Source organism: Shewanella sp. 10N.286.45.A1 (genome assembly GCF_041470405.1).
Classification (GTDB): domain Bacteria; phylum Pseudomonadota; class Gammaproteobacteria; order Enterobacterales; family Shewanellaceae; genus Shewanella.
This window is the reverse complement of the sequence record NZ_JBFRMK010000024.1, coordinates 1-25,084: the sequence shown is the minus strand read 5'-3', so window position 1 is coordinate 25,084 and position 25,084 is coordinate 1. Positions and strand designations below refer to the sequence as shown.

Here is a 25,084-nt window from a genome sequence, read left to right as displayed (position 1 = left end):
AGCAGTATCAGCTTGTTTGCTAAATAGTTTTATCAACTTGTTTTAAAGTGAGGTCGATAAGCTTGTGGTAGCTCAAACACCTTATCTTGATGGGTGACTGGGCAGATAAAGTTTAAGTAACATGAGGTGAGCTGTAAATTGGGCGTCGATTCATTGCCATTACCGTGCAGTCTGTCACCAATAACAGGATGACCAACACTTGCCATATGCACCCGTATTTGATGTTTACGACCTGACTCGATTTTCACCTGCACTTTAGACTGATTTAATTCGCTATTGTATTCAAGCCTGTGGGCGTGAGATAGCGCTGATTTGCCATCGACATCACTATCGATAGTGACTTTTGAATCTGGAAATTCACCCTCGACGATCACTTGATAGTATTTATCTAAAGCGCGAGTTTCAAACAATTTGGCAATGGCTGCAGTGATCTTTTTACTATGACCCAGCACAATCAATCCGGTGGCAGCGAGATCGAGTCTATGGATAATATAAGCACTACGAGCTGGCGTTAGACGTGTCTCAGCAAAACGATTAATCGTGGTGTGGTCGCTCCATTTTGACCCTTGGCAGCGCATTCCAAATGGCTTATACCAGACGCTATATTGTCCTTCATCAAATAGTAACTCAGCAGCTTCAATTTGCTCATCTAATACTGCTTGATTGTAATAAAGATGCAACTCATCACCTTGATTAAGCGCTTTTTTTGCTCGTCTTAAACGGTTGGTTTGTTTACCGTGAGTGAGCCAAACCGCGCCTTTTTGCATCGCCTGCTTGATTAACTGTTTGCTCAGACCTGTTTGCTTAGCTAACAGGCTGACAGCATCAATTTGAGGATCGATGACTTTGATATGGCATTCAGTTTTTTGCAGGCTCATGGCTTGATTACGTAGTCTTTAAAGATTGGCCAGCTATTTTACACTAACTACTGCAAGCGCTGCGACCTCTATCTATCAATGTGTTTAATACGAGCGTGTCGAGGCAACGGTTTTGTAAAGAACGTTGGTAGCTGAACATACAGGATTAAGGCGTTTGGCTAGATGTAAAAATTTTAATGCAAATTATCTTGTTCTCGCTATGAGCTAGGCTTAATGTGGATCTTAATCGTTTTCAATTGCAGTAACCGACACTGGTATTAATCAGTGCGGCTATTTAGCGGGTAAAAACTGGAGTGAATCATGGATACGCAGTTAAAGTTTAGAGTGCAAAACTGGCTCAACAATGATCCCGATCCATTAATGCGCGCAGAGCTACAGGCTTTGCTTGACGCTAATGACAATGAAGCCATAGCCGCGCGCTTTGCTGGGCGTTTGGCATTTGGTACAGCAGGCCTTCGTGGCGTAGTTGGCGCAGGGCCAACTCGAATGAATCGTTTAGTGGTGCAGCAAACTTCTGCTGGTCTCGGCGCATATCTACAGGCACAAGTGAGTGATATTGCCACTCGCGGTGTAGTCATTGGTTATGATGGCCGCCACGACTCACAACAGTTTGCTGAAGATGCAGCCAGTGTATTGTGTGGACTGGGTATTAAAGTGTACCTGACAAAGCAGATAGCAGCCACGCCGCTGGTGGCATTTGGTGTGCTGCACCTTGGTGCAGGAGCGGGCATTGTGGTGACCGCGAGCCATAATCCACCGCAATATAACGGCTATAAAGTGTATTGGGGTAATGGCGCGCAAATTATTCCCCCCCATGATAGCGGGATTGCTGCATGTATTGAAAAAGCGGCCACCGAGCAGATAAAGCTGCCCACGTTAGATGAGGCCTTAATGGCTGGCCATTTACAGATCTTAGGGGATGACTTTTACCAAGCTTATCGTGATGGGGTGCATCAGTCGCCAGTGTTACAAAATTACACTGAGCCCGCACAAGTCAGCCTCGCTTATACTGCTATGCATGGCGTGGGTAATGAGATGGCGTTAAACGTGCTGCAAGATGCTGGCTTTGACAACGTATACTCGGTAGCGGCGCAGTCACAGCCCGATGGTGACTTTCCCACGGTGAACTTTCCAAACCCTGAAGAGAAAGGGGCGATGGATTTAGTTATTGCAGAGGCGAAAAAACATAACGCGATGTTGGCCTGTGCTAACGATCCTGATGCCGACCGATTCGCGGTTGCTGTGCGCACCGCTGATGACAACGATCAAATCAACTATCAAATGCTCACAGGCGATCAAGTCGGCGTCTTGTTTGGTCATTACTTGCTATCACATGCCAGTGACAACCAGCGTTTAACTTGCACAACGATTGTGTCATCAAGCCTATTATCAAAAGTGGCCGCCAGTATGGATGCGACTTGCACAACCACGCTCACCGGCTTTAAATGGTTAACCAATGTGGGAATGAGCGAGCAAACAGATGCTAATCAGTTCTTATTTGCCTATGAAGAAGCACTCGGGTACACCCTTGGCACTATGGTGTGGGATAAAGATGGTTTATCGGCGTTGGTTGGATTCGCGCAGCTCACTGCAGAACTTGCCAGTCAAGGGCAAACGATTTGGGACAGATTGGAGCTCATCTATCGCCAGCATGGTTTCCATCTTAATAGCCAAGTGAGTATCGCATTAAAGCCGACCACACCGAATATTGGCGCTTATCTGCGTGATAACCCGCCGCAAGCAATCGCAGGGCATAAAGTGGTATCAACCGATGACATTAGTGTAGGCAAGCGCCTTTTTGCCGATGGCAGTGAAGAAGCCATTAATCTGCCCGCCAGCGATGTGCTTATCTACCGCCTCGATAACCATGCCAGAGTGATTGTGAGGCCATCAGGCACTGAACCAAAGATTAAGTGTTACTACGAAGTGGTCGAGACTATGAATGCAAACGACACGCTAGCCAGTGCACAACAAAGAGCACAGGCGAATATGGACGCATTTATTAACGCCCATCAAGCAGATTTGCCTAAATAGCTTAATCGCCATTTTAAAATTGACAAGCCACCGCAAGGTGGCTTTTTATTGGAATAGACGGTATTGATTGCAATATTAGTGGCGTTCAACCTAAGTGATTAACCATTTTTGCACCGCTATGAGGTAGCCTGAGGAGTCTAAAGATCAGTATCGAGGTTAAGCAGCCAAGCGTCATTTAGCTGCATTATGCTTTTGTAAGTCGCCGTGAATATATCCCTATAGGCTCTGCTAAATCATCCATGATTTAGAAGCTTGCACAGCCCAAATCAGATGAATAACGAGTAAGTCTACTTTAGTCGCAAACTCGTTTTTGGACAAAAAAGGGTTAGAACGTTAGCTCTAATTGGCCTTATGTTGATTATAAAAAGTATCTTACACTTATCCAAAAATCCCTCTTTGAACCGTACAACCTGCCCTGTCCTGATAAATTTTACACTGACCCTAATTACAATTACATTAATCACAAAAGTCTTTGGGAACCGTCCTGTGCGGAGCCGCATGCAGTGTGGTGTAGGGGCTGGTGACTAGAGACCTCTGGCTACCCGATTAGGCTTATTGGTAAATGGTTTCTCTTTTAGAAACCAAGCATATATTATCGGAAGCTCCTTGTGCAGAAAGGTAATAATTAGCACCTCCTGTATTTTTTAATACTATAGTTTTACTATTTATTGTTCCGACATACTCCATATCTTTATATGTTGTTTCTCTTGAAGCCATGCAAGATTTTGCTAACGCAAAGGTTTCAACATAATACGCATCACATTTCCCTTCTGAATTGATACTTGCAACAACGGATACGTGAGAATCACCATCCGCGTATCCCTTCGATGATATCGAAGAGTACATTCGGTTATCGGCACCATCACTATTCCACGCAGCATGAGTTCCATGAGATTTTTTATCTATGATAAAGTTAGAAACTGTTTCTAACTGGGGTATGCAACGTTTAACTCCGTTTTCCTTTGCCATACTAACAATCAAATTTTCTTCCGCATGAACGCTCATTGCAGAAACTGATAACCCAAGAAAAACACCGATTAATCGAAAAATCATTTTAACTCCTTAGTTTGATTATAATTTGACAAGCCTAACAGCTTATTATCCTGCGTCTCGGATAAATCCCTGCTCTATTATTGACTTACGTCAAAACTAGCAACGTACCTCATTGAAGTAAAGGAGTTAATCTTGCAAATGTTAACAAAAGTGGAATGTACTACCCCTGAAAAGTAATGCAGAACATTTATCGGGTCTCTTGTAAGATTAAAACGGAAATCTAACTGTATGATAAGGAATTGCTATTTCAGATGTTAAAAATTTATCGATGCAATTATTTCACTTTCTAGCATCGATAAATCTGTCTGATTCATCAAGCTCATTATACCTGTACAGGATTACAGCGGTTTTTGCATACATAAAGGGAGCGGAGCGAATTAGCGACAGATAATAAACTAGCCTTATAGCCATAACTCCGAATCACCAGAATTATGCTTGTCTAATTCAGTGTAGATAATTGGACTCCCCACTCTAATCGGTTACGGTATATCTCAATTCTCACGAGATTTTGGAGTCCAAAATGAAAGGTACTATTGTTGGCGTTGGTCTGTCTAAAAATGTAATTCAAGTTTGTGTCTTCACCAATAGCAAGATGCGCTCAAGTACTGAAATGACACCGAATGAATTTATCGACTGGCTGGCCAACTCAGTCCCCGTAACTATCATATTCGAAGCTTGTGGAATGTCTAATTATTGGAAACAAAAAGCAATATCATTTGCTCATGAGGCTAAGTTAATCTCAGCAAAGTTAGTCTCAGCTGTCAGGCAGAATCAAAAAACAGATAGAAATGATGCTTTAGCGATTGTTCAAGCCGCACTGTTACCCGAGGTCAATTTCATCACAGGTAAAACAGTCGAGCAGCAGCAACTGCAATCCGTTATGAGGTTACGAGAACTTGCTATCAAACAAAAAACGGCGATGAGTAACCAGCTCACCTCGTTGTTGGCAGAGTTTAATCTTATAGTCTCAAGCAGGAATGGCGGCTTACGCGGTGTGATTGAATCCACGTTAGAAGGCGCTGAAAAAAGATAAGACAGGCATAACCTTTTTAGATTATCACACTTTTTCAGGTTAGATTTTCTATGGATAAAGTTTTACTCACCCTATTTACCTTCTGAACTGCGAAACTCGCTTTGGGGCATAAACGTGCTAGACCCTAACCCAACTCTGGGAAAACGGTTTACGAAGCCAATAGAAAACACTTATTCCCTGTCGAAGTTGCCAAACTACGTTAGCTTATAATGCTAGAACGCACTTGCGAGTTAATAGCATAGTTAACTCGTAATTGAACCTTGCTTGAATTAGCTGTTGTAGAACAGCTAATTGAACGCTAGTGTAGATGATTAAATAATCAACAACATCAATATTGGAATTCATTTAAAGCACCAAGTGCTAGGGAATAGGCAATGGATAATAATCAAATATCGGTAAATACTTTTGATAAATTAGCGCAAAGGTATGAAGACAAATACATGGATCTTGCGATGTATGCTGATACTTTTGATTCATTTATCAACCATCTGCCAACTGATGATGCCCGTGTGTTAGAGCTGGCTTGTGGGCCAGGAAATATCACTAAAATGCTGTTATCTGAGAAGCCAAATTTGTCGATATTGGCGACGGATCTCGCGCCCAATATGTTGCTGCTTGCTAAGAAAAACAACCCTAAAATTGAAGTGTTGCAGTTAGACAGCCGCCACTTAAGCAAGGTTACAGAAAGGTTCGATGCAATAATGTGTGGCTTTTGTTTGCCTTACCTTGATAGAGATGAGGCGATTGCACTTATCGATGCCGCGGCTGAAAGGCTGAATCCTCAGGGGGTTTTGTATTTAAGTACGATGGAAGGGGAGTGCCCAAAAGTACGCGAGGACACTTCAAGTGATGGTGATAAGGTTTATACCTATTTTCACCATGCAGAGCAGTTAGTGCCTGCATTGAGTCGACGTGGTTTTAAGCTATTGGCACTAAAGCGTAAACAGCAGTTAAGCCCGATTGGTGAGGTGACGGATCTATTTATCACCGCTAGGCTAGATGCTGACTAAAATGCACGTGCAGTGTGTTATTTAGCTTAAGCGTTACAGCGCTGCTAGCGTCAAAAGTTGCGGTAAAAACCGCTGCTCTTGAGAAGCTATAACTGTTTGCTCAGCAAGCACTTGCTGCAAGATCTCTGGCGTCGTTAGTGGATTGGCTAGTACCACTCTAAATACCACCGCTTTGATGTCCATCATTTGCGCGTTTTCAGGGTTAATCCGCGTGCGAGAAACAAAAGATGTGCCTTGTTCTCGCTGACGTTTCTGCACAAACTTAGTTAATCCATCCAGCAGTGCGTTAAACTCTGTTAGTTTTTCTACGTCATTATTTGCTCGTGCATTGGCCATTGCGATTTGCACGGTCTGCGGCACATAGCGGTAGGTTAACAGGCAAAGCTCTGGTTTTGACACCAGTTCAAACTCTTGATGTTGATTGATCAAATCAGCAAAATAACGGGCTTTTTCCAAACTGTTATTGATCAGTATTTCATAGCCGTCACGACCAATCACTTTTAAGCATGCATGGACTAGCATTGCCATGCCGGGGCGTGAGCCCTCTAAGGTTTGGCTGCCTAAATCTTTCGAGCCTTTTCTGAGAATATACTCGGCGTGGTGTTTAATCGCATTAGCGAAAGTGGGATCTTTAAAGATCACCATGCCTGCGCCCATAGGTACATACATCTGTTTGTGAGCATCAATGGTGACAGAGTCTGCGCGTTCTATACCTGCAAGGAGGTGACGATACTTTTCAGATAACAGGCTGGCGCCGCCCCATGCTGCATCAACATGAAAATGGCAATTAAGCTCGCCCGCTAAGTCAGCGAGTTCATTTAGTGGGTCGATATTGCCGGTTTCGGTGGTGCCTGCAACGCCTACAATCGCCATCACTTTGATGTTGTCGGCGGCCAATTGATTGGCTAAGTCCCGCATTTTTGATACGTCGACTTTGTTGTCTTCTGCTGTGGGCACTTGGATGATATTTTCGCGGCCAATGCCGAGTAGGTCGGCTGTTTTGCCTAAAGAGTAGTGGCCACGCTCAGACACTAGAATGGCTAAGTCGTCATAACCGTAATGTCGTAGGCCCTTTATTACCCCTTGCGCTGCGACGCCGCGGTAACTGCCATCAGCTTTTAACAGTTGGTTACGGGCAGTCCAAAGAGCGGTAATGTTAGCAACGGTGCCACCAGAGCAAAATGCGCCTAAAGAGACGTTAGCGCTGTGCATCCAGCTTTGATAGAAGTCGTCATTTTCAGCATAAATGAGGTGATGCATCATGCCTAACACTTGGCGCTCTAACGGTGTAAAGGCTTTTGATGTTTCTATTTTGACCAGATTTTGGTTTAAACCGACCATCATTTTTGATAGCGGCAGTACAAAGTAGGGCAGCGCTGATGTCATGTGGCCAATAAAGCTCGGCGCAGAGGTATGCACAGAGTGGGCGACAAGCGTTTGCATCATGTCGTCGGCGTAATCTGAGACAAATTGCGGCGCGGCTGGAATTTGATGTTGCTGGAAGTCTAGCTCAATCTCGGTGAGAGGTTTCTCAACCGCGACTACACTTTCCTGCAAAAAGCCCATTAAGTTCTGTGAGATATTTTGCTCAATAACACTAAGGGTTGAATCGGGGGCTTCTGGAACGGTAAAAATTCTCAGTAGTGCCTCTTCAGAAGCGGTGGCTCGTCTTGGTGTCATTGGCTAACTATCTCTACTTATCACACTATTTTTGTGCGTTGGATCAGTCTTTAAGTTGGTGGCTAACTTTACTGTAAGCTTTATAGCGCATCAAGTAGAAAAGTGCTTTGGGGTTGTGGTTAGCTGTTTAAGTGACGTTGCAATAAACAAAAAGACGCCTAAGCGCCTTTAGTTTTTGAATTGATTACAAGCTTAAGGCGGTAATACTAGTTTCTAGCCGATAGACTGTATAGTGCAGCCACGTTTCTACTGCAGGTGTATAGATTGCTTTTAGCATTCGCCAGCACTTCGGCTAACGGCAGAGCTCGTGGCGTTATTGAAAATAGTGCGCTAAAACCATGTTCTAGCAATATATTGGCGTCGTCACTGACACAACCCGCTATCGCAACCACTGGTACGTTGAGACTATTGGCAACGCCAGCAACTCCCATTGGCGTTTTACCATGCAAAGTTTGGCTGTCTAGTCGTCCTTCACCTGTGATAACTAAACTCGCTCCTTTAATATGGCTTGCAAGATGAACGGTGTGCATCACGATGTCTATTCCAGGTTTTAGTTGGGCATCAAGAAATGCCATCACACCTAAGCCCATACCGCCAGCTGCACCAACGCCGCTTAAGTGACGGTTATCTTTAACCCCCGCTTTTGCAATCACATCAGCGTAGTGATTTAGCGCTGTGTCGAGCTGCTCAACCATCTCGCTCGTTGCCCCTTTTTGTGGACCAAAGATCGCCGAAGCGCCATGGTCGCCACAAAGTGGGTTGTTGACGTCGCAAGCGACTTCAAAGCGACATTGTGTAAGTAAAGGGTGCAGGTCTGTAAGGTTAATCTGCTGCAAAGTTGCCAGCGCCGCACCGCCGGGTGCGATAGGCTTATCATCGGCATCTAAAAGGTGCGCCCCTAGTGCCTGCGCCATTCCTGCGCCGCCGTCATTGGTTGCGCTGCCGCCCAGTCCAATGATGATATGTTTGATACCACGATTAAGCGCATCAACAATCAACTCACCCGTGCCGTAGCTGGTGGTAAAAAGTGGATTACGCTGCTCACCAGTGACTAAATGCAAGCCTGAAGCGGCCGCCATTTCGATGACTGCAGTTTTCTCACTGCCGTGGTAACTGTCGCCTAAAATGCCATAAAAGGCATTCACTTTGTCGCCAGCAGGTCCCGTTACCGTTGTCCAAATCAGGCTGCCGTTTGTGGCATCAATCATTGACTGTACCGTGCCTTCACCGCCATCGGCTACAGGCATTTTTACATACTCAGCATTAGGCAATACTGTGCGAAATCCTCGCTCAATTTCGTTAGCCACTTCCATTGCGGTTAGGCTCTCTTTAAATGAATCGGGGGCAATCACAATTTTCATGCAGTGTTCCTATTTTTAACTCATCGCTGAAACTGGTGAGATAAAGCTTAGCGTTGTAATGGTAATCTTAATGAGTGGTATGTGCAGGGTAAAGGCGAGCGGGAGTGCTCGCCGTTAACAGTGCGCTTATAGCAAGACTAAGCTTAAAATGTACACTAAAGTCATGGCGGTAAGGCCTTGAACCAGTGTTGCCATTGTTTGTGCTTTATAGGCTTGTTTAACGCTCATGCGGCTAAACTGAGTCACTACCCAGAAGAAGCTGTCGTTCGCGTGTGAGACTGTCATTGCACCTGCACCAATAGCCATAACCGTCAGTACGCGGCCCATGTCGCTTGCAAGCCCGATATCACCTAGCATTGGCGCAACAAGTGCAGAGGTCGCCACTAGCGCTACCGTCGAGGAACCTTGCGCAGATTTGAGCGCGGCAGCGACGATAAACGGCATAAAGATGCCTATTCCGAGTGCCGATAGCGAAGTCCCTAGGAATGCACCAATTTCTGTTGCTTTAAGGACTGCGCCAAATGCACCACCAGCACCAGTAATCAGTAGAATTGGTGCCGCAACAACTAGCCCCTGGCTAATGCGCTCACTAAACTCTTTAACTTTGTCGCTGCTTTTAAGTAGAGACAATGATAGGAAAAGACCAATCATCAGAGCATTAACCGGCTGACCGAGAAATGCCAATACATCGAATAGTACGCCGTTACCTAACGGCGCCGATGGGAAGTTAGCAATTGAGCCAAAACAGATAAGTAAAATCGGCACAAAGATTGGTGCAAATGCGCGGGTTGGGCTAGGCAGTTTGCCGTAGGTTTGCTTTAGTTTCTCATAATCTTCAGTTTGATTAAGCAGTTCTTCTGCGCCTTCGCCGTCTGGTTGAACGTTAGCAAAGCGGTTAGCCCACAGCGTACCAGCTAGCGCTGCAATAGCGGCTACAAATACACCAACAAAAATGACTAAACCTAGGTTCGATTCAAGACCTAAGTTGCCCGCCGCCGCAATAGGCCCAGGCGTTGGTGGTACAAAGGTGTGAGTGGCATAAAGGCCAGTTGCTAAGGCCACACTCATCGAGACACTCGAAACTTTCATGCGGTTGGCCATCGATTGCTTCAGTGAGTTCAAAATCACAAAGCCTGAGTCACAAAACACCGGAATCGAAACGATATAACCGATAATAGACATGGTTAAGGTTGGAAAACGCTTGCCTAGTACCTTGATGACCACATCGGCCATAGTGATAGCGGCGCCGCTTTTCTCAAGAATAGTACCTATGATAGTACCAAGCACAATCACCAGACCGATGTAACCTAATATGCCACCAAAACCGGAGGTGATGGTTTTTGCAATATCGGCACTTGGAAGGCCATAGGCAAATGCCGCCATAAAGGAGGCGAGAATTAGCGTTAAGAAGGGGTGGAGCTTGAATTTTGAGGTAGCAATTACAATAAATGCAATTACAGCCAATAAGATCAGTATGAGGCTCATAGCGTTTCCCTGTTGGGGTATTTTTAGTTAGGTGTAGGGTTTTAAGCCAAATATAACAATCGCTCTTATTAATGAGAGGTCATAGAATTTCAGGCTAGATTATTATGGGGATCAGTCACAGAGATTGCTTTGGCATAAAGCACTGAATGTCCCAACAATATCAGCTGTTATTTGTGCTTATGCACAAATTTATGTTTGAGAATGGCTGTTGGACAAGTCTATTTAACAATCATCAGTTCTGACAAATACTTCATACTGGCTATTTGTAACTTTGTTCTGATAGAGAATATGGCAGTTAAAGCTCACACTTTTATCAGCTAAATCTTCTGAAAAAAAGATATAGATTTGGTTATTAGGCGATGATTTATCAATAAATAGCGGCGCTGCGCTGTTGTCTTTTTTGATTGTGGTCAATGAAACCGAGTCAATGTCTAGCCAAGCCTGTACTTGTTCATTGAGCTCATCGAAACTATCACCACCATTAACGGCGGGATAACCGTTATAAAGTGGTATATCTACTCCGGCATGAGTGATGCTGCCAGTTTCGACCTCCTCCCCTTCAATTGCAGCTTTACTATAAACCAGAGAAAGTGCACTTTTCATGGCTCCTTCAATAGCTTGCAGATCAGCTATTTTGGCATCTGCTCGTAAGTTCAAAAACTTAGGTGCTGCGATAACCGAGAGAATGCCAAGTACGATAATAACCGTCACTAATTCAATCAGTGTAAAACCTTTTTCTAGCCGAGAATGAGCCATATGCTACCTCGTGTATTTTCAAGCACGATATGGTATTGAAGAGGCTGACTTTAACGAACGTTTGCTTTTTATTACTGTGTCAACAATACCTGACCTAAGTATAGTTGCAGTAATCCATCCAGTTGTTGCATGTTGACTCCGGTAACCGTCTCAATTTTATCAAGACGATAGCGCAGTGTATTGCGGTGAATAAATAGCGCGTTGGCACATTGTTGCTGATCACCAAAATGCTGCAAATAACAGCTTAAGGTTTTGCTGAGTTGACCGTTTTTATCGGCATCAATTAAAGATTGATAGGGGCTGATTAACTCCTTTCCACGCCAGTTGCCCTTTAGTGATGACAAAAGTACCAATAGCGAAAAATCTTCATAAAGGTATTTACTCAAATCAGGTTGCATTTGGCTACCTATAGACAGGGTTTCTAGCGCTGTTTGATAAGAGCGGTTAATCTCTTGTGGTTTTGGGAAAAAGTGCCCAAGGGATATTTTAAGCCTGCTTCTTAACTCTATGGGTAAACGTGCTATCAGTTGATCTATACGCTGGCTTTCAAGTTCAGCATCCCACGCCTTACCGTCAAGAAATGCAGGCTTTAAGATCACCAGTTCGGTCATTGACGTCATGGCGACTAAGTTGCCGCGGGATGGGTTTTCTAACAAGTGAAGAATTTGTTTTAACATTGAGTTCGCTGAGGTTTCTTCATCATCAGTCTGTACTTGAATAATGGCTGCAACCCGCGGAGTGTCTAGATCGATATTTAACTGAGATGCCCAGTTTTGTTGGTGAGCACTAAAAGGGCCGTCAGATTTGATGAGATCAATAATAAGCTCCTCTTTTTGGCGATACTGCCACTGTGCTTGCTCAATTGAGTTTGCTTGTTCAACAATGATCTCGGCGGTCATTTTTAATAACTCACCATAATGACCAAGTTCGGTAGGCTCACCGGTGATACCAATAACGCCGATGATGTCACCTTTATAGTGCAGTGGCAGGTTTATGCCAGCTTTGACGCCGTGTAACGTTCCTTCACTCGCATGACTTATTTCAACGGTTCTCTGCTGGCTAATTGCCAGTAGCGCACCCTCATGTATTTCACCAATACGCTGGGGTTCTCCTGAACCAAGGATTACGCCATGCTTATTCATCACATTGATATTATGACCAATAATCTTCATGGTTCGGTTGACTATTTGCTTGGCAAGTGCGCCATCTAAAAAGTACATAGTTGTCCTTGTGGCAATGACATATTACCTTAAAAGCTGATTACATCTTAATGAGCTCTGTGATCCTATTTTGCAACTTAGGAATAATCAGCCTTTCAAACTCTGAGTGTCTTTTTAGCCAGATATTGTTTCTTGGGCTGGGGTGGGGCATAACCAATATCTTTGGCCATAACTCTTGCCACTGTTCAACCGCTTTCGTGACAGTTAGCTTTTGTTTTAGATGCCACTCAATGGCATATTGGCCAACCAGTAAAGTGAGTTCAATGTGCTTAAGTTCATTGAGAATTGGCTGGCGCCAAGTGGCTGCACATTCATGACGCGGTGGTTTATCACCGCTTTTCTTATCAGCAGCGGAGTAACTGCCCGGAAAGCAAAACCCCATAGGTAGAATGGCAAACAGTTCAGGGTTATAGAACTGTTCGCGAGTGACCCCCAACCAACTCCTGAGGCGCTCTCCACTGGCATCGTCAAAAGGGTGACCTTTGTGATGTGTTTTTTGCCCTGGAGCTTGCCCTGCAATCAATATTTTCGCATTGCTGCCAAGCTGTATAATGGGCTTGGCTGCAAACGGCAAATGTTCACTGCACAGCTGACATTGCTGTACTTGATTAAGCAAATTATCGAGACGGTTGTCTTTTGGCATTATTCACTTTCAGCTTAGTTTGGTTGCAATTAGCTATGTAGCGCAATTTGATAAGCCCAGTATCCTAAGTAGCTGTATCCTGCAATGAGTGTAGCGTAGCTCAGTAATTTTACGCCAATACTACCACGGCTCAGCACGGCAACATGGGCGATGGCGATAGCAAATATGGTTAGCGGCGCAGCGTAATAGCCAACAAGCATCATTAATAACGCCACTATAGCCAATATTAATGGGGTCTTCTCGGTGGGAGCTTTGGCATGATGGCTCAGCTGAATCGGCAGTAAGCTCAGCGCAATGCTTACAATGATAACCCCAAGATTAAGCGAAATAGCGCCAGCACCTTCGATATAAACCATGGCTATAACAAAGGTAATGACTGCTGGAATAAACGAGATAAGCGTATGCAATTTCGCAAAACGGTTACTTTGATATTTGCCAGTAAAGTAAAACAGACCCGTCAGTAATAAATTGAAAAAGCAAAAGCCACCTAACGAAATCGCCAACATTAAAATATTGGTGGTATCGGATTGAAAGGCCAATGCTGGCATGGGCGCGAAAACGGAAAGAAACAGTAAAGGTTTTATAGAATCGGGGATGGGTTTCATCAGATGTCATAGTCAATGATAGATGGCTTACCTTGGCTTAAAGTGGCAGGAACTTCAAGATGAAAGCGGAGTATTTGGTGAGATCTAGAGCTGGATCGGAACGTCAGTTGTATTTGGATATAAAAAAACCCGCACTCGGCGGGTTTTTAGAGAAGCTAACAACTATAAACGGTAGCTCATGCTTAGCATGATTAGGTGCGCGTTGTAGTCATGGCTGTTGCTGCCAAAACTTAACACGTTCCAAATCCCGTCTGGCGCAATGTCATTGCCAGCGTCGTTATCTTTGTACTTTTCCATCTTGTAGTCTATGCGTACGTCCATTTTGTCTGTTGCACGGTAAAGTGCGTAAACATTGACGTTATGAACTTTGGCATAGTAGTCGCCGTAGTCGCCAGTGATCCCCTGGGTAACTTGGGTATTACTATTAGAATCTGAGTAAGTGTAATCAACGCCTAAACGCAGTTTCTTTTCCATCAGGTTGTTATAGCTATACCCTGCGCCTATGACGTCAACTTGATCTTCTACTACGCCAAACCAGTTTGGCGTAGAGAGGTTGCTGCTGCCAGCTTGCTCTGAATCGATGTTTTGACGGTTGTAGAATGCTGTCAAAGTCATGTCTTCAGTGAGTAGGTAGCTCACACTTGCATCGTAGCTGATATCTTTCGATTCAGTTAAACCGATCTGAGTTTCGCTGTAGTCATCAAGTGCGTAGCGAGCACCAAAGTCGATGGTTAACGTTTCAATTGGGCTGTGAGTAACACGAGCTTCAACTTGAGTACGCTTTCTATCGGCTAGGTTGTACTTGCGTAGTAAGTCATTTGACTCACCAGACGTCCATTCTGATGCTTGATACTCAGAACCGTCGCGTTCGCCGTAGCTACCTTTAACCCACATGTCCCACTTGTCGAATGCGCTGATACGGTACTTCGCCCATACTGTGCTTTCTTCTGTGGTTTCGCGGTCTTGATAGCTGCGCTCATCTTTACGGTAGTCAAATCCACCTTCAAGTTTATGGCCACGCGCAAGACGGTAGTCTGCACCTAGTTTAGCTTTGTGTGTGGTGATGTCGTAAGGCGTGTTGTAAGCCGCTTGACCCGTTGTTGAGTCGATGCTGATCTGCGTCCACTCTTGAACGTTGGTTTGGTTGTCACGATCGTTGTAATCGTAGCTGGCATTTAAGCGGAGCTGGCGATTGATACGAGATACAACCTTAAGGGTTGCACCAGTGGTTTCAACTTTACCGTCAAGCGATTCAGAAGGCATTTGATAACCGTAACCAGAAGTATTGAAATCTTGGTCTTGGGTCATTTGACCATAATGAACGCGACCGTTCATGATGGTTTTGCCAGCCACATATTGACCCATTAAGGATACCGTGTGGGCTTCGTTGTCAGGATCCAGTGACATATAACCTGTGGTTTGCGCACCAAAGGTTGGGCTAAACGCGTTGTCGTAAGACAATTCGCTATAAGCGTTTTTAAACATTGAGCCGTTGTAGTTTAGGGCGGTAAACCAGTTGTCACCACTAAAACGAACGCCAGCATCTAAAGTATCAGTCGTGTAGTCAACAGGTTCTGCAATCATCATTGATTGATTGTAGAAGCTACCAGAAGCTTGCTTAAGGCCGGTCTTATCTTCACGCATATAGTTGATATGCGTGCTCCATAAAGACTCACCTTGATACTCAATACCTAAACCCGCTCTTTTACGCTTAAGCGAAAGCTCAAGTGGATTAAGGCTTGCGTTTAAGTTGGTCATGTCTTGGGTGCTGCCAGCATGAACCCAATCACCAGGAAGGGTAAGGTCATCACTCCCAACCCCTTGGTATGGACTCATGGCGCTATCTGTTTTGTAGGTAGCGATTTGGCGATAGTTAAGGTTTAGGTTGTATTGACCAGCTTTACCGACATTGATGTCAGCGCGGCCATTTTCCATACCTAAATTATCAGCTTCTATAGATGCCTGGTAACCACTTTTACCTGCGTATTTAAGGTCAGCATCTACTTTACCAGCAAACTCATCCTCTGCAGCAAATGCGTTAGCTGAGTGGATATCATTGCTGTCGTTGTAACCAACGCCAACACCGATAGAGCCGCTGTAACCTGTTTCAACTGCACAACGTTTACAGTCCCATTTTTCGAACTTTACTTTATCGGTATTCGCGTTTTGAATACCGTAGCCATCAGCTGCCATAGCAGCGCCGGGTAGAACAGCACCGGCACTAGCAAGAAGGGCGATGGTGACCAAATTTAGTTTGAATTTCATCTTCTCGTCTCCTTAGCGCTGGAACAGCTTGCCAGATGGATGGTTTGAACCATGGATCTGGTTATGGCAATTTAGACAGCTTCGACCACCTGTAAAGGCGTTACCGCCAACAGTCGATCCTTGATCTGTGTTACCAAACTGAGGCTGACCGCTATGAGGTGAGGCATGACACTGCTGACACAATTGCGGAGCACGAGTTTTTAGCATGCCTTCGTTCACGCTGCCATGAGGGTTGTGACAAGTAACACAGTTCTCAGTGACGGGTGCATGCTCCCACAATTTTGGGCCACGTTTCTCTGCGTGACATGAGTAACAGGTATCGTTAACGCTAGGTTTAACAAGATCTGAATCGCTCATTGTTCCATGTGGGTTATGACAATCGCTACATACCATTTGTGCCCATTTCATTGGGTGGCTAGAGCGCTTGTTCATGTCAGCTTTTTGCTTGGTATGACAGCTAGTACAGACTTCCATCTCAGTATTTTTAGATAACACTGGATCTTTGGCTGTGTGAACTGAGTGACAAGAAGCACAAGCGATATCGGCATTGTCATGGTGTCCGCCATTCCAATCCATACGCTTGTCATCTTTGTGACAGCTCATACATACACTGTTTTGCTTTTCAGCAGCTAGTGTAGAGTCTGGACCAAAGGCAATCATTGGCTCATTGCCGCCGCGGTTATGTTTACCCATTGGGCCATGACATGCTTCACATTGAAGGCCTGCCATTGGGCTCTTGCTTGAGTCAACAGAACCGTGAACACCATTGAAGATGTCCATGACTTTTTCTGATTTACGGTGACACATAAGGCAAGAATCAGCACCTTTAGGAGAATATTGTCCTTCGGCGAATTTCTTGTCTAGTGTGGCTTCAACTTCATCAGGGCTCATCTTGGCATCCCACTTTGACGCTACTGCTGTTTGAGCAAAGCCAAGTGAAAGTACCGCCGAGGCGACTATCGCAGGAAGTAAGGTTTTTAATTTCTTGGTGATCTTCATAATCGATTTCCTAAATTTGCACAGTTTTTGTGAAAGCGGGGGAGAGGACTCCCCCTATTTTCAACACTCTTAATGACTTAAGTCATTGAGAAGAGCTGCACAAATTACATCTTAACCGCAGTGTGATCCGCTGGAGTTGGTGCGTGGCAGTAGAAACATGTTTCTAGTTGAGCCGCGTCAGTCGCTTCACTGTAACTAACATTAACTTTTGCACCTTGGCCTTCAGCATGGACTTTGATGTTATCTAAACCATGGCAAGATGAGCATGTTGCAGTGATTGGCGTTGTATAATTGCCAGCGAGAGCGATTGCTCCTTTAGATTTAAACGCATCCAAGTTAAGATCGTTATGGCACTGAGTACAATCTTTGACTACACCTTCTTCGCTATGTCTAAAGTGAACTTTAGTTTCGAAAGCACCCTGTGCACCTGGGAAAGTACCCGTTTGATTGTGGCAAGATACGCAACCGTCAACGCCAACGACCATTTCACCTTCAGCATTTTCACGACCAAGCTGTTCGGTCATAACAAATCCGGTATGGTACTTGGTATGGCTGTTTAACGGCCAATCAGTGCTGTGGCAGCTTTCACAAGACTTGAAGTTCACTGAATCAGTGTGGCGTACGCTTGGAGCTTCACCTGATAGAGTACCGTGTGCTAATTCGGCTTTCATAGTGGTAACTTCAACACCGTCTGCACAATCAACCAATTCGGTACCTTCGTTACACATTTGAAGCCCGATAAAGCTAAATGCCGTATCTGCATCTGTACCTTCAGCACCAAAAGATAGTTCACCGGTATTTATGACAAGTGAGCCATCAACGATTTCAGCACCATTGAGTGCGCCATCTTTCACTAGATCGATACTAACTTTTTTCTTGATACCGTTTGCAAGGTCTGCGCTATAACCCATGACTGGGAAATTTGGGCCTACATTGGTGATGCTCTCGACACGCTTGATTTTAGGCAAAATGCTGTTGGCATCTATTGCTGCACCTGTTGCATCGGTGAATGTGATAGAAAGTTCAGCACTCTGGTCTTCAGCCACACCCGTTAAGGTTGCTGTCATACCAATTTGATCTATTACGGCTTTCTTTTGAGCAAAGCCTTCAGTGTGTAGCTCTTCAGTCCAGCTTGAGTTATGACATGCAATACAGTTGGAGTTATCAGCTTGCTGAGAGTGACCTTTACCTGCTTCAAAATCGATACCAGTGTGACAGCTAGTACAAGTTTCCATTGTTGGAATACGTGACCAGTTGCCCCATTCAGCTAGCTCACCGCTATCAGCTTCTGGCTCAACGTGACAAGATTTACAGTTATTCTGAATAAGTGCTTCAGCTGCTTCACCGGTATATTCTTTACCGTACTTGTCTTCGAATGTTTTCGCTGTGTTATGAATATTGTGGATTAAGTGGTTCCACTGAGATTCAGTCGACATTGAACTGCTGTGACAAGTTGCACAGGTTCCTTGTGTGTAGTAGCTGCTATGGCGAGTGGTGAGTGGCTCACCTTCAGCATGACAGTTAGTACAAGTTTCATGAGACACGATGTCTTTAGTGTACTTGGCTTCATAGCCTTGGCCGTCAAAGTCTGCAACGATTTCACGGCGCGGAACAGTTGTTGCTCCATCAGCAAGTGTTGAACCTTTACCACCAGCGTATACGTTAAAACGCTGAGTCATGTCCGCATTGTATTCATCAAGTTCAAGCGAAAATGTGTATGAACCGTCTTTATTATCTGTGTAGCTTTCAACGCCAGAAGCGCGAGCTGTGCGGGTCCACTGTGCACTGTTACCTGCACCTGTTGCGCCTTGAGGAGTTAGCTGTGCGGCAACAACACCTAGGTCTTGTAAACCAATAACTGGAAGATCTTCTTCGTTAGTGGCAAACACTTTAATTGTTGGTTGGCCATCAGTGTAGGTTACGTCAGTAACTTTAAGATTCAGCGTATTGATGTATTCAGCTGCTGGACCACCAGGGTTGCCTGGGTTGCCGTCAGTACCATCATCGCCACCACAGCCGGTTAAGGCCATTGATACAGCGCCTGCTGCTAACAGCAGCGCAATTTTAGATTTTTTTACGTTCATCATTTTTTCCCTGCATAGGTTTGGCATTGTCTTAAACGTGTGGCCCGATTCAGTAGACCGACTGTAATTTTTTAATAGCCGCTTAAGTCAATGCTGGAAATAAGATTCCCCAATGAAAGGCTAACGTAATGTAGGGCTAAAATCAGCAGCCTAGGTGCTAATGTGTGATGCGGATCTTTCTATTTCTAAAGAGGTATTAGGTGGGGCGGTTAAACGACGTTTCTGAAGCTTAAAATAACGTTAAATGTACAAAATATGTAAGAAAATTTGTATTCGTGAGTTGGAAATAATTCTCAATAAAAAAGGGAGGCAACGCCTCCCTTTTTAGTTACACACAATCTTGATTAGTTGCCGTGTAGCTCTTTGATTTGTCCTGGTGAGTGACAAGTCGCACAAGCTTCTTTCGCTCTATTGCGCACATCTGCCGCATCAGTACCGTCTAAGATACCACCGTTAGTAACAATGTGAGATTTACCCGCATCACTTAGGTACTTTTGATGACAGCTTAAACAAGTTCCTGCATCTGAAGATACAAATATTGTTGCAGATTTTGCTTCCGATGGGTTAGACGGGTATGTCCATACTCTATCAGTAGCTCGACCTAAAGTAATACCATCATCAGTGTGGCAAGTCGCACAATCAGTCTTTAAGACTGTGCCAGATTGAACACCAGAATACTTCAAGTAATGACCGTCAGCGTGATGTGCTTTATAAGCGAAGCTAGTTGGCTTAGTACCAACAACTTCACCAGCATCATTTGTAACGTCTTTAAGTGATTTATCTGAGGTATGACATGCTTGGCAATTAACACCGTTAGAATCGTGATAGAACTCTGCACCATGACAGCTATCGCATTTAGCGTCTTCTACAATGGCACGACGTGCAACTGCAGGCTCTTCTGACTGGCCATTGTTCCAAATAAAGCGCATAGGCTCATCTTGAATGTAGGCAGCTTTTGCATTGCTGGCAATCGAACCCTCATCATCGTAGCAAGACATTGCTTCAACAACTGGTCGACCATAGCCGCCTTTCTTAAAGCATGTTTTCACTACTGGTAGCAGCTCAAAGCTTTTACCGTTAATGTCAGTCGGCAACACGATATTTTGGCTAGTAACGTTGAATGTCTTGCTAGCTGAATCATATGTCGCTTGTGACGTATCATATAAGCTAATACGACGTTCTGAGTACTTACTGCCTGTAGTATAAGCTGGGTAATCAGCATCGATATCCCAAGAGATCACGATGTATGGGTTTGAATAACCTTTTTGGTAAATGAACTCTTTAGCAATTGGGCTACCAGCTTCATCAAGTAGTTGAACGTCAAAGCTTAGGCCTTGGCCCGCAGGTTTGATATTGCTGAATGTGGCTGAATATTCTTTGCTTAGGTTATAAGCTTTAGTTGCATCATCGTGAGCTTCAGCACCGCTTCGTGCATATCCATCTTCGACGTGGCAAGACATGCAATTTTCATTGCTTGGGTCATGATATGCTTTTGGCATAGTAGTATGACACGCTATACATGCAGTATTACTTTGGTTAGAAAGGAATAGATCTGAATTCGCTGGTGCATCATCGCCTGTAACGTGACAAGCAGAACAATCTGCAGCCGGCTTTTGTGGATACATTACTTTTCCATAGTTATGTACGCCACCACCATAGCCAATAACTTTATATGGTGCAGGAATATTACCATTCTCATCTGCGCCTGGAGCATCTGGAGCATAAGTTGTGCGGGCATCACCCTTATGAATAGCATGGATCATATAAGTAAAGTCAACGCTGTTCCCACTTTCTGGGTCACCAGATGTTGATGTATGGCAAGATGCACAATTTTCTAGATCGATACGACGGCCGCCATGGAACTCTAAACTTTCAGGCTGATGACAGGTGTAGCATGTTTCGATAGCTACAACGTCACGTGTTTGGATTCCGTCAGTCATACCTGTAGATGGCTGCCAATCAAAGTGTCCATTGGCGGCAAAACCTGGAAGTTCTAATTCAAGCGTTGCGCGTTGCGTATTTTCTGCGTTGTAAGCTACTGTTACTGGTTCAGTTACTTCCGCAATGTTTTGTTGGAAAGTATACGTATAACTACCATCACCGTTGTCTACAAAACAAGTATCACAGCTAGATGCTTTTTCTACATCAGCTTGGAATTGGTTAGAAGGATTGATATCGGACTCACCTTCAGGTACCCAGTCCGGATTTGGTGTTTTCTCTGCATTTATGTAAGCTTGCCATTGAAACCCACGATTAAACTCTACAGCATCGTCACCTTCACCAAACATACGAGTTTCTTGAGCTAGCTGGGCAATACCAAAGCGTAAATCATGCTCCTTTGTTAAACCAAGAACAGCGACACCGTTGTCATTTTGAAGCTTAAAATTAACTGTTACTGTTCCTGCATCGACGGTAGCGTCTGTGAAGATAGCATTTACGCTTTTAGCTGTGTCGATATTTACGCCGACAACACCATTCTCACCATCTTCGCCATTTTTGCCATCGTCACCACTACAACCGGAAACTGCTAACGAAAGCACCCCTGCTGTAAGTAGCGCTTTTGAAGTCGCGCTTAAGTTGAAAAATTTCATCATTTTTGTCCCTGCAATAGTTTTTAATCATCACCAAAAAGGGATTCAATTTGAGAACAAATCTCATTTACCCTTATTTAGTGTGTGGAATTTTATTTCCATCTCTAAGGCTAACTAACAGCGTAATTTTTAGCAGGTGTTTTAGATGCTTTATGTGATTAAGGTCAGACTATTTCTTTAGAGGTAGAGAGAAAAGTGTGTTTTTAGGACTATTTTAACGATCACTTAAGATTCCATTTTAAAATTCGCCTGAAATGTGGGTTATTTGTTGCGATAGTGCAGCGTTACTGTTCTTTGGTAAGCGACTGTGTTGACGGCGTTAATTAGTTTTAAATCTTTAGCGCGTTTGTCGATTGGTTTCATTTTTATTTAAAACGAAAAAAGCGAGAAGATAAACTTCTCGCTTAGGCGTTTAAACACTAAATGATGACTAAAAGGTAGTAGTCATAATCGACAAAGCCGACTATTAAACCACTTATTTTAGTTTATGGTTTTCTGCTACTTTGTCTGCATTGTGACAGGTTAGACAAGTCTCGTTGGCCATTTGTGCGTCTTCATAGGTACCAGCGACGATGCCGCCCATGTTTTCAATGTGAGATTTAGCTGATTCAACTTGTGGGCTGTCTTGATAGCTCTCTGATACGTGACAAGATGCACAAACACCAGCTTGTGGGCTTGAGAATGTTTCATCTTTACGGTTCCAGCGCATTGGCGTCGAACGTGCATTTTCTAAGCTGTAGTTTGCATCATCGTGACACGCTGTACAGGTCTTAGTATCAACTAAAGCCTGAACGTCTTCGCGACCGTGTGCTTTGCCAAATGTACCGTGAACTCGGACAATCATGCTGTTGTAATCACCGGCTTCATGACACTGGGCACAGGTATGAAGATCGGCATTACGATAGTGGAATCCACTTGAACGAACAACCATGTCATTATTGTGGCAACTTGCACAATTTTCATAGTTAACTGCGCTCGCACGTTCAGCACCAGCAGTACCGTCTAACTTCAAGAACTCAGTTTTGGCCGCGTTTGCACTCAAAATACCTGAACATTCTCCTTCAGAGAGCTCAAGCAGAGTCGATGTTTTATTGGTGAAACAAGCGCTGAAACTTGCTGATAAGGCAAGGTCGGCACCATTATCAATCGCTTCTGCTAATGCAGGTAACGTGTAGCTAGATCCCGTAGCATCAACTACAACACCAAAGCTTCCATCTGCATTCGCTGTTACTTCTGCGCTAGGGCGTGATGCAAGGAAAGCATCTGGTGCAGCAGAATCAATGGCGTTGGCATAAATAGATACTTGAGAAACATGTGCGCTGGTAACTGCTTGTTCGCCTAACATTAGGTTAACGGTAAAGCTCAGTTCACTGACATCTGAATTCCAAACGATATTGCTGTATTGAGTCTCGATAAGTTTGCCGGCTTCAATCGCTGACTCACGGCTATCTTTTTCGTGACCAGCAAAGTGACGGAAAGCACCACCGCGGGTATTACCATCATTTGAAGTGTGACAAGCTACACAACCAACATATGAAACACCAGTCTCATCTGTAGTCGTTCGGCCGCCGTAGTGGTAATCACCATGGCATGACTGACAGCTATCTGCATCCATATCTTTAAACCAGTCAAGCGCATGAACAGTTACGTCTTCTGGTAATGTCTCTTCAGTTTCAGTGTACTGGACGTGACAACTTTCACAGCTTGCAGTCACAGCCGGGTAATTAAGCGGTTTTAACGGGTTACCTTCTTCATCGACTTGCGCTGCACGGTCATATTTATAACCAAATACAGGGTTCTTTTCAGCATTGGCGATAACGGCGTCAAACTTACCAACTGAGCGGCGGTCACCTTCAGTTGCACCAGTATGAATGGCGTGGGCAAGGCCTTTGATTGAACCATCAATGGTAAAGTTGATTTCATTACCTTCATCATCAGTACCTGTTCCAGCGTATTGAGTGTAATCGGTATGACAGAAAAGACAGCCGTCAGCGGTGTTACCGTAGTTCCCGTGACGAATGTGTTCTTCGCCGACGTGACAACTGGTACATGTTTGACTTTCTAATACTGATTTTGGTGAGCTAACAGGGCGCTCTGTTGCTGGCTCCCAGTAATAAGCTTCGACATTTTTAACTTTGTTAGCGCCAGCGCCATAAGTCATTAAGTAAATGCCTTGAACCTGCGCAGAATCATATCCGTAATCTAAGCTCTTAGTGTCAATGACATCAGGTGCTGTAATACGGTATTTACCGCTGCCAAGATATTCTAAACACTGCTGACCTTCAGGACAGTTACGGTTTGGACGCCAGTTATCAGTACCTGTGACTAGGTCATCATTCTGTTTATTTCGGTAAGATAACCAAATTTCACGTTCGCCATCGCCACGAGAATCAACCGTTGTGCTATTACCCTCTGAGTCGATAATATCATAAGGCAAGAAAGCTTCTGCTTTCGTTCCCATTCGGCCAAAGCTAAGGCGTAGAGGGTCGGTTAAATCTTCAAGACCAGTCACGGCGACGCCGTTTAGGTTAGTTAGGTTAAATTCTACAGTTAGCGTGCCACTTGCATCGTCGTAACTTGCTAGGTCAACTTCAGTTTTGACTGCAGTAACACTGTCAATATGTACTGCAATTTCACCATTATTGCCATCTTCGCCATCTTTACCATCACTGCCACAGCCAGCGAGCACGAAAGAAAGTGCGCCAATGCCGATTGCTGATTTTACAGCGGTAGCGAGTTTATATTTATTTATCATCATTTTATTCCCTGCATAGTTTTTATCTGCTGTGAGGTTTTTACCTCTTACAGCGTGAGGAGCTTCCTCAACACGATCTTACCCAAAAGAGGTAGTAGGCAATAAAATAGATAGAGTAAGTGTGAGTTATACCCACCACCTTACTCTTAGATGTTAACTAGATATTAAAGTCATTGTTTATAAAGAGTTAGGAGTCTAAGGAGTATGCATTTAATACTCAGTTAAGCTTGGCGGTAGAAAGCTTAAACTTACCTGAAAGTATTGGTTGATTTCGAGAGTAACTTTGATTTACGTCAATTTTTTGAGATGAATGAATAACAAGGCTGTTAACCAGTTCATCACATATGAGCTCTAGGTGTGTGAATGGTGTGGCTGGTATGAGGTTTTGTTGTTGCGTGGGTGTGATGCAGCTGTCTGTTGTGGTTGTGCTAGATGGATGATTGCTCTAATGATTGAGGGCTGTTGAGCTTTCAACATTGTTTTTGCCGCAGTTTATTGGCTATTTTAACAAGGCGGAGGCTATGTCGTTTAGTCATTCTTCACAAATAACCTACAACACAGTCAAAATAACCAAGAAGCGCGGCCCTTCGGGTTCGTTTCAATGTTTTCATTACTGCGTTACGAGCTTTCGC

16 protein-coding genes and 1 pseudogene are annotated in these 25,084 nt (G+C 44.2%); 3 read left to right on the top strand and 14 right to left on the bottom strand.

Annotation, left to right across the window (positions count from 1 at the left end; translation table 11 throughout):
* Window positions 1-32: 32 nt before the first annotated feature.
* Window positions 33-878 (bottom strand): pseudouridine synthase, encoded by an 846-nt coding sequence (locus tag AB4238_RS02250; protein ID WP_372030941.1) that lies wholly within the window; start codon window positions 876-878, stop codon window positions 33-35.
* A gap of 300 nt (window positions 879-1,178) precedes the next feature.
* On the opposite strand from AB4238_RS02250, the gene AB4238_RS02245 reads away from it, so the two are divergent.
* Window positions 1,179-2,912: a phospho-sugar mutase gene (locus AB4238_RS02245; protein ID WP_372030939.1), complete on the top strand. Its 1,734-nt coding sequence runs from the start codon at window positions 1,179-1,181 to the stop codon at window positions 2,910-2,912.
* 552 nt (window positions 2,913-3,464) lie between these two features.
* Here AB4238_RS02245 and AB4238_RS02240 read toward each other — a convergent pair.
* Window positions 3,465-3,965, bottom strand: coding sequence for a hypothetical protein (locus AB4238_RS02240; RefSeq protein ID WP_372030937.1), 501 nt, complete (start codon window positions 3,963-3,965; stop codon window positions 3,465-3,467).
* A gap of 520 nt (window positions 3,966-4,485) precedes the next feature.
* Between AB4238_RS02240 and AB4238_RS02235 the strand changes: the two are divergent.
* Together AB4238_RS02235 and AB4238_RS02230 are read left to right on the top strand one after the other, a co-directional pair.
* Window positions 4,486-4,989 (top strand): annotated as a pseudogene (locus AB4238_RS02235) (transposase); the annotation flags it as partial.
* A gap of 383 nt (window positions 4,990-5,372) precedes the next feature.
* Window positions 5,373-6,008, top strand: coding sequence for a trans-aconitate 2-methyltransferase (locus AB4238_RS02230; RefSeq protein ID WP_220736713.1), 636 nt, complete (start codon window positions 5,373-5,375; stop codon window positions 6,006-6,008).
* 33 nt (window positions 6,009-6,041) lie between these two features.
* Here the strand turns inward: AB4238_RS02230 and panP are convergent, their stop codons facing one another.
* The 12 genes from panP to AB4238_RS02170 form a co-directional block, all read right to left on the bottom strand.
* Window positions 6,042-7,688: a pyridoxal-dependent aspartate 1-decarboxylase PanP gene (panP, locus tag AB4238_RS02225; protein ID WP_372030935.1), complete on the bottom strand. Its 1,647-nt coding sequence runs from the start codon at window positions 7,686-7,688 to the stop codon at window positions 6,042-6,044.
* Window positions 7,689-7,894: 206 nt separating this feature from the next.
* On the bottom strand, window positions 7,895-9,049 hold the full coding sequence (locus tag AB4238_RS02220; RefSeq protein WP_372030934.1) for a glycerate kinase: 1,155 nt from the start codon (window positions 9,047-9,049) through the stop codon (window positions 7,895-7,897).
* 126 nt (window positions 9,050-9,175) lie between these two features.
* Window positions 9,176-10,534: a GntP family permease gene (locus AB4238_RS02215; protein ID WP_372030933.1), complete on the bottom strand. Its 1,359-nt coding sequence runs from the start codon at window positions 10,532-10,534 to the stop codon at window positions 9,176-9,178.
* 222 nt (window positions 10,535-10,756) lie between these two features.
* Window positions 10,757-11,290 carry a type II secretion system protein gene (locus tag AB4238_RS02210; protein ID WP_372030931.1) on the bottom strand — a complete coding sequence of 178 codons (534 nt, stop codon included), beginning with the start codon at window positions 11,288-11,290 and terminating at the stop codon, window positions 10,757-10,759.
* Window positions 11,291-11,361: 71 nt separating this feature from the next.
* Window positions 11,362-12,510 (bottom strand): sugar diacid recognition domain-containing protein, encoded by a 1,149-nt coding sequence (locus AB4238_RS02205; protein WP_372030930.1) that lies wholly within the window; start codon window positions 12,508-12,510, stop codon window positions 11,362-11,364.
* Between the two features lie 40 nt (window positions 12,511-12,550).
* Window positions 12,551-13,153 (bottom strand): uracil-DNA glycosylase family protein, encoded by a 603-nt coding sequence (locus tag AB4238_RS02200; protein ID WP_372030928.1) that lies wholly within the window; start codon window positions 13,151-13,153, stop codon window positions 12,551-12,553.
* Window positions 13,154-13,182: 29 nt separating this feature from the next.
* Window positions 13,183-13,758, bottom strand: coding sequence for a hypothetical protein (locus tag AB4238_RS02195; RefSeq protein ID WP_372030927.1), 576 nt, complete (start codon window positions 13,756-13,758; stop codon window positions 13,183-13,185).
* Between the two features lie 162 nt (window positions 13,759-13,920).
* Window positions 13,921-16,023, bottom strand: a complete 2,103-nt coding sequence (locus AB4238_RS02190) for an MtrB/PioB family decaheme-associated outer membrane protein (RefSeq protein WP_372030925.1) — start codon at window positions 16,021-16,023, stop codon at window positions 13,921-13,923.
* Between the two features lie 12 nt (window positions 16,024-16,035).
* Window positions 16,036-17,022 carry a DmsE family decaheme c-type cytochrome gene (locus tag AB4238_RS02185; RefSeq protein WP_372030923.1) on the bottom strand — a complete coding sequence of 329 codons (987 nt, stop codon included), beginning with the start codon at window positions 17,020-17,022 and terminating at the stop codon, window positions 16,036-16,038.
* Between the two features lie 104 nt (window positions 17,023-17,126).
* Complete coding sequence (locus AB4238_RS02180) at window positions 17,127-19,109, bottom strand: OmcA/MtrC family decaheme c-type cytochrome (RefSeq protein ID WP_372030921.1); 1,983 nt, start codon at window positions 19,107-19,109, stop codon at window positions 17,127-17,129.
* A 341-nt stretch (window positions 19,110-19,450) separates the two neighbouring features.
* Entirely contained in the window at window positions 19,451-21,700 is a 2,250-nt protein-coding gene (locus AB4238_RS02175; protein ID WP_372030920.1) for an OmcA/MtrC family decaheme c-type cytochrome, read from the bottom strand.
* 472 nt (window positions 21,701-22,172) lie between these two features.
* On the bottom strand, window positions 22,173-24,455 hold the full coding sequence (locus AB4238_RS02170; protein ID WP_372030919.1) for a multiheme c-type cytochrome: 2,283 nt from the start codon (window positions 24,453-24,455) through the stop codon (window positions 22,173-22,175).
* Window positions 24,456-25,084 lie beyond the last annotated feature (629 nt).

Coding starts and splice junctions, on each gene's coding strand:
- AB4238_RS02185 (WP_372030923.1), bottom strand. CDS start 17,022: ATGAAGATCACCAAGAAATTAAAAACCTTACTTCCTGCGATAGTCGCC.
- AB4238_RS02245 (WP_372030939.1), top strand. CDS start 1,179: ATGGATACGCAGTTAAAGTTTAGAGTGCAAAACTGGCTCAACAATGAT.
- AB4238_RS02205 (WP_372030930.1), bottom strand. CDS start 12,510: ATGTACTTTTTAGATGGCGCACTTGCCAAGCAAATAGTCAACCGAACC.
- AB4238_RS02250 (WP_372030941.1), bottom strand. CDS start 878: ATGAGCCTGCAAAAAACTGAATGCCATATCAAAGTCATCGATCCTCAA.
- AB4238_RS02240 (WP_372030937.1), bottom strand. CDS start 3,965: ATGATTTTTCGATTAATCGGTGTTTTTCTTGGGTTATCAGTTTCTGCA.
- AB4238_RS02190 (WP_372030925.1), bottom strand. CDS start 16,023: ATGAAATTCAAACTAAATTTGGTCACCATCGCCCTTCTTGCTAGTGCC.
- AB4238_RS02195 (WP_372030927.1), bottom strand. CDS start 13,758: ATGAAACCCATCCCCGATTCTATAAAACCTTTACTGTTTCTTTCCGTT.
- AB4238_RS02175 (WP_372030920.1), bottom strand. CDS start 21,700: ATGATGAAATTTTTCAACTTAAGCGCGACTTCAAAAGCGCTACTTACA.
- AB4238_RS02180 (WP_372030921.1), bottom strand. CDS start 19,109: ATGATGAACGTAAAAAAATCTAAAATTGCGCTGCTGTTAGCAGCAGGC.
- AB4238_RS02210 (WP_372030931.1), bottom strand. CDS start 11,290: ATGGCTCATTCTCGGCTAGAAAAAGGTTTTACACTGATTGAATTAGTG.
- AB4238_RS02220 (WP_372030934.1), bottom strand. CDS start 9,049: ATGAAAATTGTGATTGCCCCCGATTCATTTAAAGAGAGCCTAACCGCA.
- AB4238_RS02230 (WP_220736713.1), top strand. CDS start 5,373: ATGGATAATAATCAAATATCGGTAAATACTTTTGATAAATTAGCGCAA.
- AB4238_RS02200 (WP_372030928.1), bottom strand. CDS start 13,153: ATGCCAAAAGACAACCGTCTCGATAATTTGCTTAATCAAGTACAGCAA.
- AB4238_RS02215 (WP_372030933.1), bottom strand. CDS start 10,534: ATGAGCCTCATACTGATCTTATTGGCTGTAATTGCATTTATTGTAATT.
- AB4238_RS02170 (WP_372030919.1), bottom strand. CDS start 24,455: ATGATGATAAATAAATATAAACTCGCTACCGCTGTAAAATCAGCAATC.
- panP (WP_372030935.1), bottom strand. CDS start 7,688: ATGACACCAAGACGAGCCACCGCTTCTGAAGAGGCACTACTGAGAATT.